The organism is Rhizobium sp. BT-226, from assembly GCF_025847085.2.
GTDB lineage: Bacteria > Pseudomonadota > Alphaproteobacteria > Rhizobiales > Rhizobiaceae > Rhizobium > Rhizobium sophorae.
Window position 1 is genome coordinate 105,893 of the sequence record NZ_JAOYTI010000008.1, and the last position, 16,704, is coordinate 122,596.

Consider the following 16,704-nt stretch of genomic DNA (forward strand, 5'->3'; position numbering starts at 1 on the left):
CCGCAGTAAACTTCTCGGTCATTTCCGCCCCCAAGCCTTGTGGATGAGATCGGCGATCTCGGTGTTGACGGCATCCATCGCCTCCATGGCGCGGTCATAGGTCGCGCGGGTAAACTGGTTCCGCTCGACTTCGTAAAGCGTCTGGTTGGTCATCGCCGCATCGGAGATCGCGACGCTGCGCAACATCGGATTGGTAAGCACATGGTTCTTGAACATCGAGCGCATGAAGGCGACCATTTGCGTCTGCGGCCCGTCCTGCGGATCGTAGCGAGTGACGAGATAACGCAACCAGTCGAGATTCATATTGCCACCGGCGCCTTTCAGTGTGTTCAGCACCTCGCCGAGCATCTGCAGGAATTGGCACATCGACATGACGTCGAGCATCTGAGGATGAACGGTGATCAGAACTGCCGTTGCACCGCAAATGGCGCTCATGGTCAAAAAGCCGAGCTGGGGAGGGCAGTCGATGATGACGACGTCGTAATCGTCAGCGACTGAAGACAGCGCCTCGTCCAGCCGCGCGAAGAAGACGCGTCCATAGTCACCCGCCTTGCCCTGAGCAAGGACGCGCGGCGTATCATGCTCGAATTCCATCAGTTCGAGATTGCCCGGCACCAGATGAAGATTCGGGAAATTCGTCGGCCGGATGATCTCCCTTAGCGGCCGCCGCTGATCGTCATAGCGAATGGCGGCGTAGAGCGTCTCATTCTCGTTGACATCGAACTCCGGCTGAAAGCCGTGAATGGCGGAGAGAGAGGCCTGCGGATCGAGGTCGACGGCAAGGACACGGTGACCCGTCAGGGCAAGGTGCTGGGCAAGGTGTGCTGCACTCGTCGTCTTGCCGCTGCCACCCTTGAAGTTGACGACCGCAACGACCTGCAGATGTTCGTTGCCGCGGCGATGACGGATATAATGCGTTCCGGCGCGGGCATTGTGCTCCAGGAAGCTGCGCATCTCTTCCATTTGGTCCGCCGTATAGGATCGACGGCCCGACGGCGTGACCTGGGGAAGGGCGCCTTTGCCTTCCAGAGATAGGTTGCGAAGATAGCCGCTGGTGACACCGAGGAAACGCGCCGCCTCGGCAAGCTGAAATTCCCTCAGGCCCTTCAATGCACGCGGCGGAAACATCTCGAGCCGATGCTGCTTCAGCTTGTCGGACAGTTCCTGCGCCTGACCAATAATCAGCTGGTCGACATCGGAAATTGCTTTTTCTATCTGCGGTGCCATATTCATGGAAATCTCGAAAATGCGATTTAAAAGCCCTACGTGCTGTGAAACCGCATTTAGCGCCGATTCTGGAGGAGTGGCAAGGCAAATAGGGTTAACAAGACCCTACGGCCAGGTTGTCCAATCTTTTTCAAAGGCTTGAACACGCCGCCCGGGCGGCCGCTGTCGGAGCAGCAATCGCGCATTCGCTGGCCGAATCGCAAGAGCAAGGCCGCGCAACCGGCATCATAGCCGATCGGATACGTCGGAATCGAGATGTCGTGCGTGCATAGTTCTTTGAAACACCGCGATGGGCAAACCACCTGGACAGTCCGTGACTGTTCAGTGCCGCGTGGCGGAGAACCGTCCTGATTTTCTGCCTGGGGGAGGGGACACGCCGTTACTGTCGAGGTCCTGCAGCAGAGCGCAGAGGCAAGATCCAGGCGATAGGCGGCGAATTCAGCGCCCAGCTCCGCGCCGTCCTTCGAATAGCGATCCGGCAAATGCCAAATCGCAAGCAGACCCTTTCGGGAAATGCCACTGATTGTCCGGTCGGCTCGCCAGGCGCAACGCTGCGATACTCGCCTATTCTCCGCGCGGAAGGGTGATATCCGCTACGGAAGCTCCCAATGTCAGACCGCGACTTTCCGCCTGCGCCATCGCCTTCACCAGCGCGATGACCGTTTCGCGGATATTGCTATCGGCGATCTTTAGAAAGGCGCGGTTGAGCACCAATCCCTCTTTCGTTCGCAGGAATTCGGCGACCGGATCCATATTCGCGGATAGATCCAGCCCTTGTAGCGTCAAAGGCTCGGAATTCTCCTGTTCGAAGAAGAAGCTCGGCGACGTGTGTAGCACCTCGGCGATCCGCTGCAGCCGGCTCGCGCCGATGCGGTTGATGCCCTTCTCGTATTTCTGAACCTGCTGAAAGGTCACGCCGATCTGCTCGGCAAGCCGTTCCTGGCTCATCCCGAGCAACTGCCGGCGCATTCTGATGCGCGCTCCGACGTAGCTGTCTATTGCATTCGCTGTCTTGACATTCATCGCGTGTGTTCAGCCTCGATCGCATTTTCAATCGGCGCAGCTGTAGTATCCCCCGCACCAGTTTTCCATGGTTGTTTTCATATAGCATAGTGGATATGCGACGATCGCGACTGACTGTGATATGAAAGCCCCCGTCCGGAACGACGTGAAATCACGCAGAAATCACTCGGCGGAAACGCAAATCGGACAAAAGCCGTACCAATACGGATAAAACTGGGCTGTAATTGCGTGGCGGCTTACGCTAAATGCAGTTCAGCGACCGTCGCACGAGAGTCTTCCCAGCCCCGATCGCCCGAAAATCCATCGAACAAAAGCGACGTCGCACGGCACCGGCTGTGCCTGTGCAGGAGAACTATTGATGGCAACCGTTGCCGAGCGCGCGCCCCGTTTCGAAAAAACAACGATGTCTATCCTGATGGCGGTCAGCTTCTGCCACATGCTGAACGACATCATGCAGTCGCTGCTCGCCTCACTCTACCCGCTGTTCAAGGCGAACTACGATCTCGATTTCGTGCAGATCGGTCTCCTCACCATGACGTTCCAGGTCACGGCTTCGCTGCTGCAGCCGCTCGTCGGCATCGTCACCGACCGCTGGCCGATGCCCTATTCGCTGCCGGTCGGCATGGCGAGCACCTTTTGCGGCCTCATTCTACTCGGCAATGCCGGCAGTTTCGCCTTGTTGCTGGTTGCCGCAAGCCTGATCGGCTTCGGCTCGGCGGTCTTCCACCCGGAATCTTCGCGCGTTGCCCGTCTTGCCTCCGGCGGTCGCCACGGTTTCGCGCAATCCTTCTTCCAGGTCGGCGGCAATGCCGGCCAGGCGATCGGTCCGTTGCTCGCCGCCTTCATCGTGCTGCCGCTCGGTCAGCACAGCGTCTCCTGGTTCGCCGCCATCGCCATGGTCGGCATGGTGGTGCTGAGTTGGGTCGGCAACTGGTACATCAGCCACAGGCGTCAGAATGCCAGCAAACCGGCAATAAGCCGAACCCTGCCGCTGCCGCAGAACCGGGTTGTCTGGGCGCTGCTGATTCTCGTGCTGCTGACGGCGACGAAGAATGTCTACATGGCCAGCGTGTCGAGCTACTTCACCTTCTATGTCATCGACAAGTTTGCCCTCAGCGTGCAGCAGGCACAGCTGATGCTCTTCCTGTTCCTCGGCTCGGTCGCCGTCGGCACCTTCCTCGGTGGCCCGATCGGCGATCGCTTCGGTGCCCGTTTCGTCATCTGGTTCTCGATCCTCGGCGTCATTCCCTTCGCGCTCTTGCTTCCCTATGCGAACCTCTTCTGGACGGGTGTGCTCAGCGTCGTCATCGGCCTGATCTTCGCGTCGGCCTTCTCGGCAATCGTCGTCTTCGCGCAGGAACTGGTGCCCGGGCGCGTCGGGCTGATTGCCGGGGTCTTCTTTGGCTTCGCATTCGGGGCAGGGGGGCTTGGTGCAGCACTGCTCGGGAGTTTCGCCGATACCCATGGCATCGATTTCGTCTACCGCATCTGCTCCTATCTGCCGCTGCTCGGTCTCCTGACGGTCTTCCTGCCGCGTATTCCCAAGCAGAAACCAGTTTGAGGCGACATCGCTTATCGACAATCGATCGAGCCGGAATGTCACCGACACTCCGGCTCGATGCGTCATTCAGTTTCACACGTCGCCATCCCCACAGGCCCGAACGTATTTTTCTCCTCCTATGGAGAAGAGGGATCACCATTCCTTTAATCCACTATTTTTATAGATAATATTCGTCCAATAATAACGTCGGTCTCGGCACGATATTGGAAGGAAATGGCATGTCTGCTCCCAAACTGGTCGGCCTTGCGGGTAGTTTCAACCGCCCCTCGAAAACCTTTGCGCTTGTCGAAAACATTGCCGGTCTCGCCGGCGAGAAATACGGCTTCGACAACACGATCTACGATTTGACCGATGTCGGCCCCTCGCTTGGCCAGGCGCTGCGCCGTGACGATCTCGACAGTCGCGCTAAGGAAGTCATCGACGACATCGTCAATGCCGATGTGCTGGTCATCGGAGCTCCGACTTACAAGGGCAGTTATCCCGGCCTCTTCAAGCATCTGATCGACTTGATCGCCCCGCATGAGCTGCGCGCCAAGCCGATCATCATCACCGCGACCGGCGGTGGCGACCGGCATGCGCTGATGGTCGAGCACCAGCTCCGCCCGCTCTTCGGTTTTTTCATGTCTCACACGCTGCCGACAGCGGTTTACGCGTCCGACCGTGACTTCAGCAATTACCGTGTCTCGTCCGAACCACTTTCCAAGCGGATCGGGGAGGTCATCGGCGAGCTCGCGGCCTTCTTTCCCAGCCGCAATCAGGCACTTATCGCTGCCGAGTGAAGAGCGTCGGGATAAGCTTGAAACGGCGCCACGGAGGCGCCGTTTGCATTTTGCAACATGCTCACGAGCCGCAATTAATCCACAAAATTGATGGAAATTTATCCTGCCGATATCGATGGCAGGGCAAGAGTTTTTCCGGCCCTTCCTCCACATCAGACATTCGTGCTTCGCTCGCGATCCGCGCATTTGCCATGATCAGCCTGCTCGGGGCGTTCGGCCTCATTCAGTCAGACGGGATATACAATGACCAAGAACAAAAATCTTCACGGCTTCCACCTTTCACGCCGGGCGGCTCTTGCCGCCGTCGCCGTTTCGGCGGCCGCAGTCTTTGCCTTTGCAGCACCTACTCCTTCCCATGCCGAGGACAAGTCGATCAAGGTCGGCATCATGGCCGGCGAGGAGGAGGACATTTGGCGCGTGGTCGCGAGCGAGGCGGGCAAGAAGGGTCTCAAGATCGAGACCGTCACCTTCAACGACTACACCCAGCCGAATGAAGCGCTGGAGCGCGGCGAAATCGACGCCAACGCCTTCCAGCACCAGCCCTATCTCGACAACCAGATCAAGCAGCACGGCTATCACATCGTCCGCGTTGGTTATACCGGGGTCTGGCCGATTGGCCTTTACACCAAGAAATACAAATCCGTCGCCGAGATCCCGGAAGGTGCCGTCATCGGCGTGCCGAACGATCCCTCGAACGAAGGCCGCGCGCTGCGCGTTCTCCAGAGCGAAGGCCTGATCAAACTGAAGGACGACACCGGCATTCTCGCAACCGTCGCCGACGTCACCGACAATCCGAAGAAGATCGAGATCAAGGAACTCGACGCCGGCATCGTCGGCCGCTCGATCGACGATCTGGATGCCGGTATCGTCAACACCGATTGGGCGTTGAAAAGCGGTCTTTCGCCGGCCGAACGCATCGCCCAAGAGCCGGTCGACGACAATCCGTACCGCAACTTCATCGCCGTCAAGGACGACAACAAGGATGCCGACTGGGTCAAGACCCTTGTTTCTTCTTATCAGAACGACACCGTCAAGGCCGAGTTCGACAAGGTCTACAAGGGAACGGGTCTCAGCGCCTATTGATCCGGGGCAGGGCTGGGGGTTAGAGCCTTACCGGGTTAGATTGCAGCATTCTGCCGGAGCAGGTTTTCGTCAGGGCAGAGGCGATTGGCGACGGGCATACCCCTTGGTACGTCCGAGCCGATCGCCTCTGCCCTGACGGAAAGATGCACGGCCCACCGGCCGCACCGCTTCGCCATGGCGAAGCGATAGGTGCGCCCGCCGATTTTAAAGTCTTGCAGATTTGCCAGGCAAATCTGCGGGAGGGTTGGCTGAAACGGGCCGCCTGATCGACCGGCCGGCTTGGCCGTAGAACTGGGCTACGACGCGCGCCGGCCGGTCGACCATCCGACTCCGTTTGAGCCAACAGAATGCTGCAATCTAACCCGGAAAGGCTCTAAGGCCTGCCGACAGGCGGTCCGGGCGTTCTTGCCCAGGCCGCCTTCAGTATTTGTAAGGAAAAGCACATGAATTCCTTTGTTTCCACCACGGCGATCGAGACGCAGCCGCAAGCGGCGACCGAAGAGGTGGTGAGGCTGACCGACGTGAAGCGGCGGTTCGGCGCCACCGCAGCCCTTGACGGTGTTTCGCTGACGGTGAAGAGAGGCGAGATCCTCGGCATCATCGGCCGCAGCGGCGCCGGCAAATCGACGCTGATCCGCTGCCTGAACGGCCTGGAGCGCGCCGATAGCGGCGAGATCCTCATCGAAGGCCGAGAGATCACCGGCCTTTCAGAACAGGAACTGCAGCCGCTGCGCCGTCGCATCGGCATGATCTTCCAACATTTCAATCTGCTTTCCGCCAAAACCGTCGAAGAAAACGTCGCGCTGCCGCTAAAGATCGAGGGTCTTGCAAAGAGCGAGCGCCTGAAACGGGCGCATGAACTGCTCGACCTCGTCGGCCTTGCAGACAAGGCCAAGGCCTATCCCTCATCGCTGTCCGGCGGCCAGAAACAACGCGTCGGCATCGCCCGGGCACTCGCGGCACGCCCGGCGCTGCTGCTGTCCGACGAGGCGACATCGGCGCTCGATCCGGAAACGACCCGGTCGATCCTGGCACTGCTGAAGGACATCAATCGTAAGCTCGGACTGACCATTCTGCTCATCACCCACGAGATGGAAGTGGTACGCGGCATTGCCGATCGCGTCGCGGTCATCGATGCCGGGCGGATCGTCGAGGAAGGGCAGGTCTGGTCGGTCTTCGCCAACCCGCAGGCTGATATCACCGGGAGCCTGCTCGGCGGCATCCGCCCGCAGCTTCCTGAGCATATCGCCGGCCGGCTATCGGCGACGGCGGGCAGCGAAGCGATCCTCAGCGTCGATCTCGCCGGGCCGCAGGCGCAGGGCGCGCTGTTTGCCGAACTCTCGGCAGCATTGCCGCATTCCTTCCGCCTCGTCCATGGCGGCATCGACCATATCCAGAACCAGCCGGTGGCGCGGTTCTTCATCGCCGTTCCAGCGCGCGACCCCGCGCTTGCCGGAAAGGTCGAACAATTCCTGACGGCCCGGTCCGCCCGGGTGGAGGTGCTTGGTTATGACACCGATCATGCTTGAACTGCTCATTCGCTCCCTTTGGGAGACGATCCTGATGACCCTAGCCTCGGGATTGATTTCGCTCGTCGCCGGCCTGCCGCTCGGCCTTGCCCTGGTCGCGACGGCGCGCGGCGGCATCGCCGAAAACCTCTGGATCAATCGTGTGCTCGGCGCGGTCATCAACGGCTTTCGCTCAGTGCCGTTCATCATCCTGCTGGTGGCGCTAATCCCGCTGACGCGGCTGATCGTCGGCACCGCGCTCGGCACCTGGGCGGCCATCGTGCCGCTCTCCATCGCCGCAACGCCCTATTACGCCCGCATCGCCGAAGTGTCGCTGCGTGAGGTCGACCGCGGGCTGATCGACGCCGTGCGCGCCATGGGTGGCAACCGCTGGACGATCATCCGCGAGGTGCTGGTGCCTGAAGCGCTGCCGGGCATCGTCGCCGGTTTCACCGTCACGCTGGTGACGCTGATCGGCGCCTCGGCCATGGCGGGCGCGATCGGCGCCGGCGGCCTCGGCGACCTCGCTATCCGCTATGGTTATCAACGTTTCGAAACCAGTGTGATGATCGCGGTGGTGGCCGTCCTCATCGTGCTCGTTTGCGGCATCCAGTGGCTTGGCGACCGGCTGGTTGCCAGGCTGGACCACCGATAAATCAGCGCCGGAACTGGGCTGCGGGATGAGCGGCGGGCAACCTGCCGTTCCCGCCGCCGAAAAGCTTCTGCCGCAAGGGTCCTGCAGCATAGTCCGCCTTGAAGACGCCGCGCTCCTGCAGCACTGGGACGACCAGGTCGACGAAATCGCGCAGGCTTTCCGGCGCCACTGTCCGCGCCAGATTGAAGCCGTCGATGCCACCCTCCTCGATCCATGTCGTGAGATGATCGGCGATCTGGTCGGGCGAGCCCACCATCGGTTTCATCCGGCTGCCGAGCACCATCTGGTCGATGATGTCACGCAGCGTCACCGGCTTCGCTGCCTGTTTCGTGATGGCCGCGAGTGCGGATTGGTTGGCGTTGGTCGAGCTCTGGTCAATGACGTCGTCCAATCCATACTTCGAAAAATCGATGCCGACGGAAGCGGAGTAATGCGCAAGCGAGGCCTCGACGCTCGCATGGCGGCGATAGTCCTCTAGCTTGTCCCGTGCTTCCTTCTCCGTCCGCCCGACGACGATGGTGACCAGGCTCAGAATTTTGAGTGCGTCGGCGCCGCGGCCGAATTCCTCCGCCTTTCCCCGCAGCGCATCGACGGTCGGCTTGGCCGCCTTGGGATTCGGGCCGGCGATGAAGACGCATTCGGCGTGGCGTGCGGCGAAATCCTGCCCGCGTGCCGAGGCGCCGGCCTGGAAGAGCAGGGGCGTGCGCTGCGGCGAGGGCTCGGAAAGATGGATGCCTTCCATCCGGTAATATTTGCCGTCGTGACGGACCGTGCGTATTTTGGAGGGATCGGCATAGATGCCGCCCGCCTTGTCACGCAGCACCGCATCGTCGTCCCAGCTCCCTTCCCAGAGCTTGTAGAGGATCTCGAGATATTCCTCGGCCGCATCGTAACGCGCATCATGTTCCGGCAGCTTGTCGAAACCCATGCTGCGTGCGGCACTGTCGAGATAACCGGTGACGATGTTCCAGCCGATCCGTCCCTTGGTCAGATGATCGAGGGTCGACATGCGCCGTGCCAGCAGGAAGGGTGGCTCGTAGGTGGTGTTGACGGTGACGCCGAAACCCAGATGTTTCGTGACATAGGCCATCGCCGAAATCGGGATCAGCGGATCATTGACCGGGATCTGCGCACCCGTCTCGATCACCGGCGCCGGGCTAGCCTTATAGACGTCATAGACGCCGACGATATCGGCCAGGAAGATGCCGTCCAGCTTACCGCGTTCGGCGGTCTTGGCAAACTCCGTCCAGTAGTCGAGATCGGTATAATGCGCTGAGCGGTCGCGCGGATGCGTCCACAGGCCGTGGTTAATGTGCCCGACGCAGTTCATGTCGAAGGCATAGATCTGCATTGTCTTCATCGGACGGGTCCAGAGCTGGGAATAAAAATCAGGGATTTGTATCGCACGGCGATCCTGTGAAATGGTAGGGTGCGGATGAAATAAGCCGGAGGAAAGGTATGACGAAAAAGACGCTGTCGGATTGGGCGGAACTGGCGCAGAAGGAATTGCGCGCCTCGTCCGAAACGCTGACCTGGCAAACGCCGGAAGGCATTGCCGTCAAGCCGCTCTATACGGCCGAGGATATCGAAAGCGCCGAGCACCTCGGCTCGCTTCCCGGTTTTTCACCCTTCACCCGCGGCCCGCGGGCGACGATGTATGCCGGCCGTCCCTGGACGATCCGCCAATATGCCGGCTTCTCGACGGCAGAGGAATCGAACGCTTTCTATCGCCGCAACCTGGCCGCCGGCCAGAAGGGCCTGTCGGTCGCCTTCGATCTTGCCACCCATCGCGGTTATGACAGCGACCATCCCCGCGTCGAAGGCGATGTCGGCAAGGCCGGTGTGGCGATCGACAGCGTCGAGGACATGAAGATCCTGTTCGACGGCATTCCGCTCGGCGACATGTCGGTGTCGATGACCATGAACGGCGCCGTCATCCCGATCCTCGCTTCCTTCATCGTGGCCGGCGAGGAGCAGGGCGTCTCGCGGGCCGAGCTCTCGGGGACCATTCAGAACGACATCCTCAAGGAGTTCATGGTCCGCAACACCTATATCTATCCGCCGGAACCTTCGATGCGGATCGTTGCCGACATCATCGAATATACGGCAAGGGAGATGCCGAAATTCAATTCGATCTCCATCTCCGGCTATCACATGCAGGAGGCCGGCGCGACGCTGGTGCAGGAACTCGCCTTCACGCTGGCCGACGGGCGCGAATATGTCAGGGCGGCGATCGCCAAGGGCCTCAATGTCGATGATTTCGCCGGTAGGCTCTCCTTCTTCTTCGCGATCGGCATGAACTTCTTCATGGAGGCGGCAAAGCTTCGCGCCGCCCGCCTGCTTTGGACCCGCATCATGGAGGAGTTCCAGCCGAAGAAGGCTTCCTCGCTGATGCTGCGCACCCATTGCCAGACCTCCGGCGTCTCATTGCAGGAACAGGATCCTTATAACAACATCATCCGCACCGCTTTCGAGGCGATGTCGGCCGTGCTCGGCGGCACGCAGTCGCTCCACACCAATTCCTTCGACGAGGCGATCGCGCTGCCGACGGAGTTTTCCGCCCGCATCGCCCGCAACACCCAGCTGATCCTCCAGCATGAGACTGGCGTCACCAAGGTGGTCGATCCGCTGGCGGGCTCCTATTACGTCGAAAGCCTGACGAAGGAGCTTGCCGACAAGGCCTGGGCGCTGATCGAGGAGGTGGAGGCGCTGGGCGGCATGACGAAGGCCGTCAATAACGGCCTGCCGAAACGGCTGATCGAGGAAGCGGCCGCGCGCCGGCAGGCGGCCGTCGACAAGGGCGAGGAGGTCATCGTCGGCGTCAACCGCTACAGGCTCGACAACGAACAGCCGATCGACATTCTGGAGATCGACAATAGCGCGGTGCGCAAAGCGCAGATCAGACGTATCGAGGAAACGAAGCGGCGGCGCGATGGCGGAGCCGTGCGCGAGACGCTGGCGGCCCTGGCCGAGATCGCACAGAACGGCAATGGCAACCTGCTGGAAGCCGCCATCGAGGCGGCCCGAGCCCGCGCCACGGTCGGCGAGATATCGGATGCCATGCGCGATGCCTTCGGCGACCATGCCGCCACGCCTGTGGTGATCAAGGGCGTCTATGGCCAAGCGTATGAAAATGAGCCGGAGCTCGCCGTGCTCAAGACTCGCATGACCGAAGTGACGGAAGCCATGGGTCACCGGCCGAAGATCATGGTCGCCAAGCTCGGCCAGGACGGGCACGACCGAGGCGCCAAAGTGATCGCCTCGGCTTTCGGCGATATCGGCTTCGACGTGCTCGCCGGTCCCCTTTTCCAGACACCGGAGGAAGCCGCCGGTGTCGCACTCAGCGAAAAGGTCAACGTCGTCGGCGTCTCGTCATTGGCGGCCGGTCACAGGACGCTGCTACCACAGCTGATCGACAGGCTGAGGGAACAGGGCGGTGGTGATATCATTGTCGTCTGCGGCGGTGTCATCCCGCGGCAGGACTATGAATTCCTGCACGAACACGGCGTTGCAGCCGTGTTCGGCCCGGGGACAAACGTTCTCGAGGCGGCAAACTCCGTTCTCGACCTGCTGCAGGGCAGGCGACGGAATCAGTAATTTAGAGAAGACCGCGCTTCGCCAGATTGCTCATCAGCGCCGAAATGCCGAAGGTCCATGGCGGACATTCGGTGGAAAGGCGCACGGTGTTGACGAGCGCACCGAGGCCTGCCGAGGAAATCTCGACGACATCGCCGATCTTGTGGGTGAAGCCTTGCTTCGGCGCGTCGCGGTCCTGCGTCGGCGCAAACAGCGTGCCGAGGAAAAGCATGAAACCGTCGGGATACTGATGATGGGCGCCGACCGTCTGCTTGACGAGATCGGTCGGGTCGCGGCTGATCTGCGACATCGAACTCTTGCCGTGCAGCACGAAACCGTCCTTGCCTGACACCTTCAGGTCGAGTTCGGCCTTCCGTACATCATCGAGGCTGTAGCCGGCATCGAACAGGCGGATGAAAGGACCGATCGAGCACGAGGCGTTGTTATCCTTGGCCTTGCCGAGCAGCAGCGCCGAGCGGCCCTCGACGTCGCGCAGGTTGACGTCGTTGCCGAGCGTCGCACCCTTGATTTCGCCGCGGCTGTTGACCGCGAGCACGATTTCCGGCTCGGGGTTGTTCCAGGTCGAGATCGGATGCAGGCCGACATCCGCGCCCCAGCCGACGGAGGAGAGCACCGGCGACTTGGTGAAGACTTCGGCATCCGGCCCGATACCGACCTCGAGATATTGCGACCACATGCCCTCGTCGATCAGCGCCTGCTTGACCTTGGCGGCCTCCGGCGAGCCGGCCTTCAGATTGGTGAGGCTGCCGCCGATCAGCGTGCTGACTCGCTCGCGGATTGAGGCCGCACGCTCCGGACTGCCGGCCGCCTTCTCCTCGATGACGCGCTCGATCATCGACTGCGCAAAGGTGACGCCGCAGGCCTTGACTGCCTGCAGGTCGACGGGCGCAAGGAGATAAGGGCGCGTTTGATCCGGAGCACCGGTACTGTTGGCGGCGATGTCCGCCAGCGAGCCAACCGCCTTGCCACTTGCTGCACGGACGAAGGCGGCGGCATCCTGCCGCTCGAGCAGGGCGCTCAGCGTTGGCGTCTCGCGCGACGTGATGTCGACCAGCATGCCCTCGCGTAACGTCACAATGCTCGGTCCCTCCGCTTCGGGATTCCAGATGCGACCGACAAAAAGACCATCTGAAGCGGCGACATCGAGAAGAGCTTGAGACATGGTGATCTTCCATCAAGGCGAGCGAGAAGAGCTCTTTTAAAAATTGCGAGGTGTTGCCGCCCTCCGACCCGGCGACGACCAAAATCGATCACATTCATGATGACGGGGCAAGATGCGCGGGAGAAAAAGACCTTCGCCTGATCGGCTCAAGCGGCGGGCTTCCTCGGGAATCCAACTGCAAAAGCCCACAAAATAACTATTTAGATACAAAATAACTGTTAAATTTCAAATATTTAAATACAGGCGGTGACGATTTCGCCCTCCATCTCGCCTTGACAGGAGCCGGCTTTCGTTATCTGTTTTGCCCAACATGGAGGAGGCTGGCTTCAGCCGGCCGCACGAAAATCCCAGGAGGATATTGCAGCGATGTTGAGATTTGCCGTCGTCGGAATCGACCATGGGCACACGTTCGATCACGTGAAGGGATTGCTGGCCGCAGGCGGCGAATTCGTCGGCTATTGCCCGCAGACCTCGGTGCCGGCACTGCGCGAGGCCTTTGAGAAGACCTATCCTGACGCGCCGCAGGTCGATAGGGAAAAGCTGTTCGACGATCCGTCGATCGATGTCATTTGCATTTCCGCCATTCCGCGTGATCGTGCCGGGCTTGCCATCCGCGCAATGAGATCGGGCAAGGACGTGATGACCGACAAGCCGGGCGTGACGACCTTCGCCCAACTCGAGGACGTCAGGCGCACCGTTGCCGAGACCGGCAAGATCTTCTCGATCTGCTTTTCCGAGCGCCACTGCGTTCGCTCCGCCGTCAAGGCCGGCAAGCTTGTCGCCGAAGGCGCGATCGGCAAGGTGATCCAGACGCTCGGCGTCGGTCCACACCGGCTTCAACTGCCGACCCGGCCGGACTGGTTCTTCGATCCCGAAGCCTTCGGCGGCATCATCGTCGATATCGCCTCGCACCAGGTCGACCAGTTCCTGTTCTATACCGGCTCGACCACAGGCGAGGTCATCGCCAGCTCGATCGGCAATTTCGGCATGCCCGACAAGCCCGCCTTCGAGGATTTCGGCGAGGTGCTTCTGCGTTCCGACAAGGCGGCGGGCTATGTCCGTGTCGACTGGTTCACGCCGGAAGCGCTGCCGACCTGGGGGGACGGGCGCCTGACCATTCTCGGCACCGAAGGCTACATCGAACTGCGCAAATATATCGATATCACCGGCCGGCCGGGCAAGGATCACCTCTTCCTGGTCAACGGCAAGGAAATGACCCATATCGATTGCAGCGGCGAAAAACTCGATTACTTCGACGCTTTCACTACCGACGTCGGCAACCGCACGCAGACGGCGATGACCCAGGACCACGTTTTTGAAGTCTGCCGTCTTTCGCTTGAAGCCCAGGCGAAAGCCGCGCGCATCGGCGCTCGCTGAGGAGGATATCATGACCAGGAAATTGCGCGTCGGCGTCATCGGCGCAGGCATCGCTGCGCGGCATCTGGCCGGCTTCGGCTGGAACAAGGAGCTTTTCGAAGTCCCCGTGCTCTGCTCGCTCGACGAGGAACGCGGCAGGGCGCTGTGCGAGGAATACGGCATTGGCGAATATACGCAGGATGCGGATACGCTGTTTGCCCGTGACGATCTCGACATCATCGACATTTCGACGCCGCCGAGCTCGCATTTCGAACTCTGCCGCAAGGGTATCGAATCCGGCAAACACGTGATCTGCGAGAAGCCGCTCTTCGGCTCGATCGCCGAGGTCGACGAGATGGGTCGCATCCTCGATCGTTACCCCGGCAGGAAGCTGATGCCGATCTTCCAGTATCGCTACGGGTCCGGCCTGCAGAAGCTGAAGCTGCTGATCGAGCGCGGCATGGCCGGCAAGCCGTTCCTGACGACGATCGAAACCCATTGGTGGCGCGGTCCGGATTATTATGCCGTGCCTTGGCGCGGCAAATGGGCGAGCGAACTCGGCGGCGGCCTTCTCGGCCACGCCATCCACGCCCATGACATGCTGAACTATGTGCATGGCCCCTGCGCCGAGGTGTTTTCCTATGGCGCGACGCTGGTCAATCCGATCGAGGTCGAGGATACGGCAGCCCTTTCGGTGAAGATGCAGAATGGCTCGCTGGCGACGCTGTCGATGACGCTCGGTTCGCGCAAGGAAATCTCGCGGCTGCGCTTCTGCTTCAACGACCTCGTCGCCGAAAGCATCATCGAACCTTATACGATGGGCCGTGATCCGTGGACGTTCGTCGCCGGGACAGAGGAACATCAGGCGCGGATCGACGAAGTGCTCGCCGCCTATGTGCCCGGCGAGGATGGCTACACCCGTCAGTTCGAGCTCTTCCACAAGGCGATCGTCGAGGACATCGACCCACCGGTGACATTGCAGGATGCCCGCAATTCGCTGGAACTGGTAACGGCCGCCTATTTCTCGCAGCGAACGGGACAACCGACGCCTATGCCGATCGCCGCCGATCATCCGCTCTATCGCTCCTGGCTTCCGGCAGGGGAATGGCGTGCTGCGGCCACCGTCTGAACCGGGAAGGGCTCTCCCATGCTGAAATCCTTCGAGCATGTCGGCATGACGGTCAGCGACATGGATCGCACCGTCGATTTCTACTGTGGCCTGCTCGGCCTCAGTCTCGTGCTGCGCAAGACGATGGCGAATGGCATGCAGGTCGCGTTCCTCGATGCAGGCGGCGGCATGCTGGAGGTCTTTGCGCCGCCCGGCGGCGCGTCGAGGGCGGTCGACGTGCCTGACGATACGGCCGGTGTCCGGCACCTCACCTTCCATTTCGACAATGTCGACGAGGCCTTCACCCGCCTTGAACAGGCGGGCGTCGAGATCAAGGAGCGGCCGCGCTTCGCCGTCCACTCCGAGATGCTGAACAAGATCGCCTTCGTTCGCGATCCCGACGGCATCATCGTCGAGCTTTCCGAACGCTCTGAGACCCGCCAGGGCTGACGCAGGTGCTGCCGATTGCTTCGCTGCGGGCGGTCAGACCGTCCCGCAGCAGTACGCGAGGTCGGCCTTAGCGTTTGCCGATCGATGGACTAAACACCATGAGGCTCAGGATCTCAAAGAGCACCTGTGCTGCCGCGTGCGCTGTGTTGGTCGTTGCGTCATATTGCGGGGCAACTTCGACGACGTCACCACCGACCAGATTTATGCCTTTCAGCCCGCGTATCAGTTCAAGGACTTCACGCGTGGTCAATCCACCGACCTCGGGCGTGCCCGTGCCGGGCGCAAAACTTGGATCGAGGCTGTCGACGTCGAAGGAAAGATAAGTCGGGCCATCGCCGACGATGGATTTTGCCTTGGCAACGACAGCCGCAATCCCCATTCCGCTGATGTCCTCGGCATGGATCACAGTCATTCCTGACGCATAGGAGAATTCCCACAAATATTCCGCCGAACCACGGATACCAATCTGGATTGTCCTTGTCGGATCGAGCACGCCATCCAGCACCGCATTGCGGAACGGCCCCCCGTGATGAAACTTCGTCTGATCGAAGGCGCCGCTTGTATCGCAGTGGGCATCGATATGGATGAGGCCGACTGGTTGCTGCCGGCCGATCGCCTTCAAAATCGGATGGCTGATGGAATGATCGCCTCCGACCGAAAGCGGTGCGACACCGGCATCGACGATCTGGGTGATGCGCTTTTCGATGTCGTCGTGGCTGAGCTCCAGCCGATAACGGCTTTGGAACTGGATATCGCCGATGTCGGCGACCCGAAGATCGAAGACCGGCGCCGTGGCGAGAACGTGATTATAAGGGCCGATTCTTTCGATGGCGCGAAGCGCTCTCGGTCCGAAACGGGAGCCAGGGCGATTGGTGACACCAAGATCCATGGGGATTCCGGTGATCGCGACCTGGAGATTGCCGAAGTCCGGATCATCGGCCGCGACCTGCATGTAGGGTGCGCTGAGGAAGGTCGGTATTCCGGCGTATGGCGCCAGTCTCGTGCCGCTCTTGGAGATGATCTTCTCCGCCACTTTGCGAAACTTCTCATCGAATATCTCGCCGCCATTGGCATCTGCAAATTCTGTGCGCAGCTGTTCCAGCCGCGTTTTGTCCCACACCATGCGCACGTGTCTCCGCTTCAGGTCCGTCTCACCAGACAAAGAGGTTGAGAAAACAATTGGTATCGTTGTAGC

The 16,704-nt window shown here is 60.7% G+C and carries 14 protein-coding genes; 9 read left to right on the forward strand and 5 right to left on the reverse strand.

Annotated features, from left to right (window positions below):
* Window positions 1–18: 18 nt before the first annotated feature.
* Both repA and OIU37_RS32760 read right to left on the reverse strand, forming a co-directional pair.
* Window positions 19–1,233, reverse strand: coding sequence for a plasmid partitioning protein RepA (gene repA / locus OIU37_RS32755; protein WP_168307629.1), 1,215 nt, complete (start codon window positions 1,231–1,233; stop codon window positions 19–21).
* 558 nt (window positions 1,234–1,791) lie between these two features.
* The gene (locus OIU37_RS32760) at window positions 1,792–2,250 is read right to left on the reverse strand and encodes a helix-turn-helix domain-containing protein (protein WP_168307628.1); all 459 of its coding nucleotides are present in this window, start codon (window positions 2,248–2,250) and stop codon (window positions 1,792–1,794) included.
* Window positions 2,251–2,608: 358 nt separating this feature from the next.
* On the opposite strand from OIU37_RS32760, the gene OIU37_RS32765 reads away from it, so the two are divergent.
* The 5 genes from OIU37_RS32765 to OIU37_RS32785 all read left to right on the forward strand — a co-directional run bounded on the left by OIU37_RS32765 (window position 2,609) and on the right by OIU37_RS32785 (window position 7,836).
* Window positions 2,609–3,811 (forward strand): MFS transporter, encoded by a 1,203-nt coding sequence (locus tag OIU37_RS32765; RefSeq protein ID WP_168307627.1) that lies wholly within the window; start codon window positions 2,609–2,611, stop codon window positions 3,809–3,811.
* Between the two features lie 218 nt (window positions 3,812–4,029).
* Entirely contained in the window at window positions 4,030–4,590 is a 561-nt protein-coding gene (gene msuE / locus OIU37_RS32770; protein WP_168307626.1) for an FMN reductase, read from the forward strand.
* Between the two features lie 243 nt (window positions 4,591–4,833).
* Window positions 4,834–5,673, forward strand: coding sequence for a MetQ/NlpA family lipoprotein (locus tag OIU37_RS32775; protein ID WP_168307625.1), 840 nt, complete (start codon window positions 4,834–4,836; stop codon window positions 5,671–5,673).
* Between the two features lie 443 nt (window positions 5,674–6,116).
* Entirely contained in the window at window positions 6,117–7,202 is a 1,086-nt protein-coding gene (locus OIU37_RS32780) for a methionine ABC transporter ATP-binding protein (protein WP_264259890.1), read from the forward strand.
* Window positions 7,183–7,836: a methionine ABC transporter permease gene (locus tag OIU37_RS32785; RefSeq protein ID WP_168307838.1), complete on the forward strand. Its 654-nt coding sequence runs from the start codon at window positions 7,183–7,185 to the stop codon at window positions 7,834–7,836. Before OIU37_RS32780 ends, OIU37_RS32785 begins: the two co-directional genes overlap by 20 nt.
* 1 nt (window position 7,837) lies before the next feature.
* On the opposite strand, the gene OIU37_RS32790 is transcribed toward OIU37_RS32785, so the two are convergent.
* Entirely contained in the window at window positions 7,838–9,196 is a 1,359-nt protein-coding gene (locus tag OIU37_RS32790) for an LLM class flavin-dependent oxidoreductase (RefSeq protein WP_168307837.1), read from the reverse strand.
* 98 nt (window positions 9,197–9,294) lie between these two features.
* On the opposite strand from OIU37_RS32790, the gene scpA reads away from it, so the two are divergent.
* Window positions 9,295–11,433, forward strand: coding sequence for a methylmalonyl-CoA mutase (scpA, locus tag OIU37_RS32795; RefSeq protein WP_168307836.1), 2,139 nt, complete (start codon window positions 9,295–9,297; stop codon window positions 11,431–11,433).
* A gap of 1 nt (window position 11,434) precedes the next feature.
* Here scpA and OIU37_RS32800 read toward each other — a convergent pair whose 3' ends face one another.
* On the reverse strand, window positions 11,435–12,595 hold the full coding sequence (locus OIU37_RS32800) for a fumarylacetoacetate hydrolase family protein (protein WP_168307835.1): 1,161 nt from the start codon (window positions 12,593–12,595) through the stop codon (window positions 11,435–11,437).
* A 366-nt stretch (window positions 12,596–12,961) separates the two neighbouring features.
* Here OIU37_RS32800 and OIU37_RS32805 point away from each other — a divergent pair, with 366 nt between their 5' ends.
* The 3 genes from OIU37_RS32805 to OIU37_RS32815 are packed head-to-tail and all read left to right on the forward strand — an operon-like array spanning window position 12,962 to window position 15,509.
* Window positions 12,962–13,972 (forward strand): Gfo/Idh/MocA family protein, encoded by a 1,011-nt coding sequence (locus tag OIU37_RS32805; RefSeq protein WP_171376438.1) that lies wholly within the window; start codon window positions 12,962–12,964, stop codon window positions 13,970–13,972.
* 10 nt (window positions 13,973–13,982) lie between these two features.
* Entirely contained in the window at window positions 13,983–15,080 is a 1,098-nt protein-coding gene (locus OIU37_RS32810) for a Gfo/Idh/MocA family protein (RefSeq protein ID WP_168316097.1), read from the forward strand.
* An 18-nt stretch (window positions 15,081–15,098) separates the two neighbouring features.
* Window positions 15,099–15,509, forward strand: a complete 411-nt coding sequence (locus OIU37_RS32815; RefSeq protein ID WP_168307832.1) for a VOC family protein — start codon at window positions 15,099–15,101, stop codon at window positions 15,507–15,509.
* Window positions 15,510–15,576: 67 nt separating this feature from the next.
* Here the strand turns inward: OIU37_RS32815 and speB are convergent, their stop codons facing one another.
* Complete coding sequence (speB, locus tag OIU37_RS32820; protein ID WP_168316098.1) at window positions 15,577–16,632, reverse strand: agmatinase; 1,056 nt, start codon at window positions 16,630–16,632, stop codon at window positions 15,577–15,579.
* Window positions 16,633–16,704 lie beyond the last annotated feature (72 nt).

What these genes read in the sequence shown, in the direction of transcription:
- OIU37_RS32785 (WP_168307838.1), top strand. Translation starts at nt 7,183, where the DNA reads ATGACACCGATCATGCTTGAACTGCTCATTCGCTCCCTTTGGGAGACG.
- OIU37_RS32800 (WP_168307835.1), bottom strand. Translation starts at nt 12,595, where the DNA reads ATGTCTCAAGCTCTTCTCGATGTCGCCGCTTCAGATGGTCTTTTTGTC.
- OIU37_RS32765 (WP_168307627.1), top strand. Translation starts at nt 2,609, where the DNA reads ATGGCAACCGTTGCCGAGCGCGCGCCCCGTTTCGAAAAAACAACGATG.
- scpA (WP_168307836.1), top strand. Translation starts at nt 9,295, where the DNA reads ATGACGAAAAAGACGCTGTCGGATTGGGCGGAACTGGCGCAGAAGGAA.
- OIU37_RS32775 (WP_168307625.1), top strand. Translation starts at nt 4,834, where the DNA reads ATGACCAAGAACAAAAATCTTCACGGCTTCCACCTTTCACGCCGGGCG.
- OIU37_RS32780 (WP_264259890.1), top strand. Translation starts at nt 6,117, where the DNA reads ATGAATTCCTTTGTTTCCACCACGGCGATCGAGACGCAGCCGCAAGCG.
- msuE (WP_168307626.1), top strand. Translation starts at nt 4,030, where the DNA reads ATGTCTGCTCCCAAACTGGTCGGCCTTGCGGGTAGTTTCAACCGCCCC.
- OIU37_RS32760 (WP_168307628.1), bottom strand. Translation starts at nt 2,250, where the DNA reads ATGAATGTCAAGACAGCGAATGCAATAGACAGCTACGTCGGAGCGCGC.
- speB (WP_168316098.1), bottom strand. Translation starts at nt 16,632, where the DNA reads ATGGTGTGGGACAAAACGCGGCTGGAACAGCTGCGCACAGAATTTGCA.
- repA (WP_168307629.1), bottom strand. Translation starts at nt 1,233, where the DNA reads ATGAATATGGCACCGCAGATAGAAAAAGCAATTTCCGATGTCGACCAG.
- OIU37_RS32805 (WP_171376438.1), top strand. Translation starts at nt 12,962, where the DNA reads ATGTTGAGATTTGCCGTCGTCGGAATCGACCATGGGCACACGTTCGAT.
- OIU37_RS32810 (WP_168316097.1), top strand. Translation starts at nt 13,983, where the DNA reads ATGACCAGGAAATTGCGCGTCGGCGTCATCGGCGCAGGCATCGCTGCG.
- OIU37_RS32790 (WP_168307837.1), bottom strand. Translation starts at nt 9,196, where the DNA reads ATGAAGACAATGCAGATCTATGCCTTCGACATGAACTGCGTCGGGCAC.
- OIU37_RS32815 (WP_168307832.1), top strand. Translation starts at nt 15,099, where the DNA reads ATGCTGAAATCCTTCGAGCATGTCGGCATGACGGTCAGCGACATGGAT.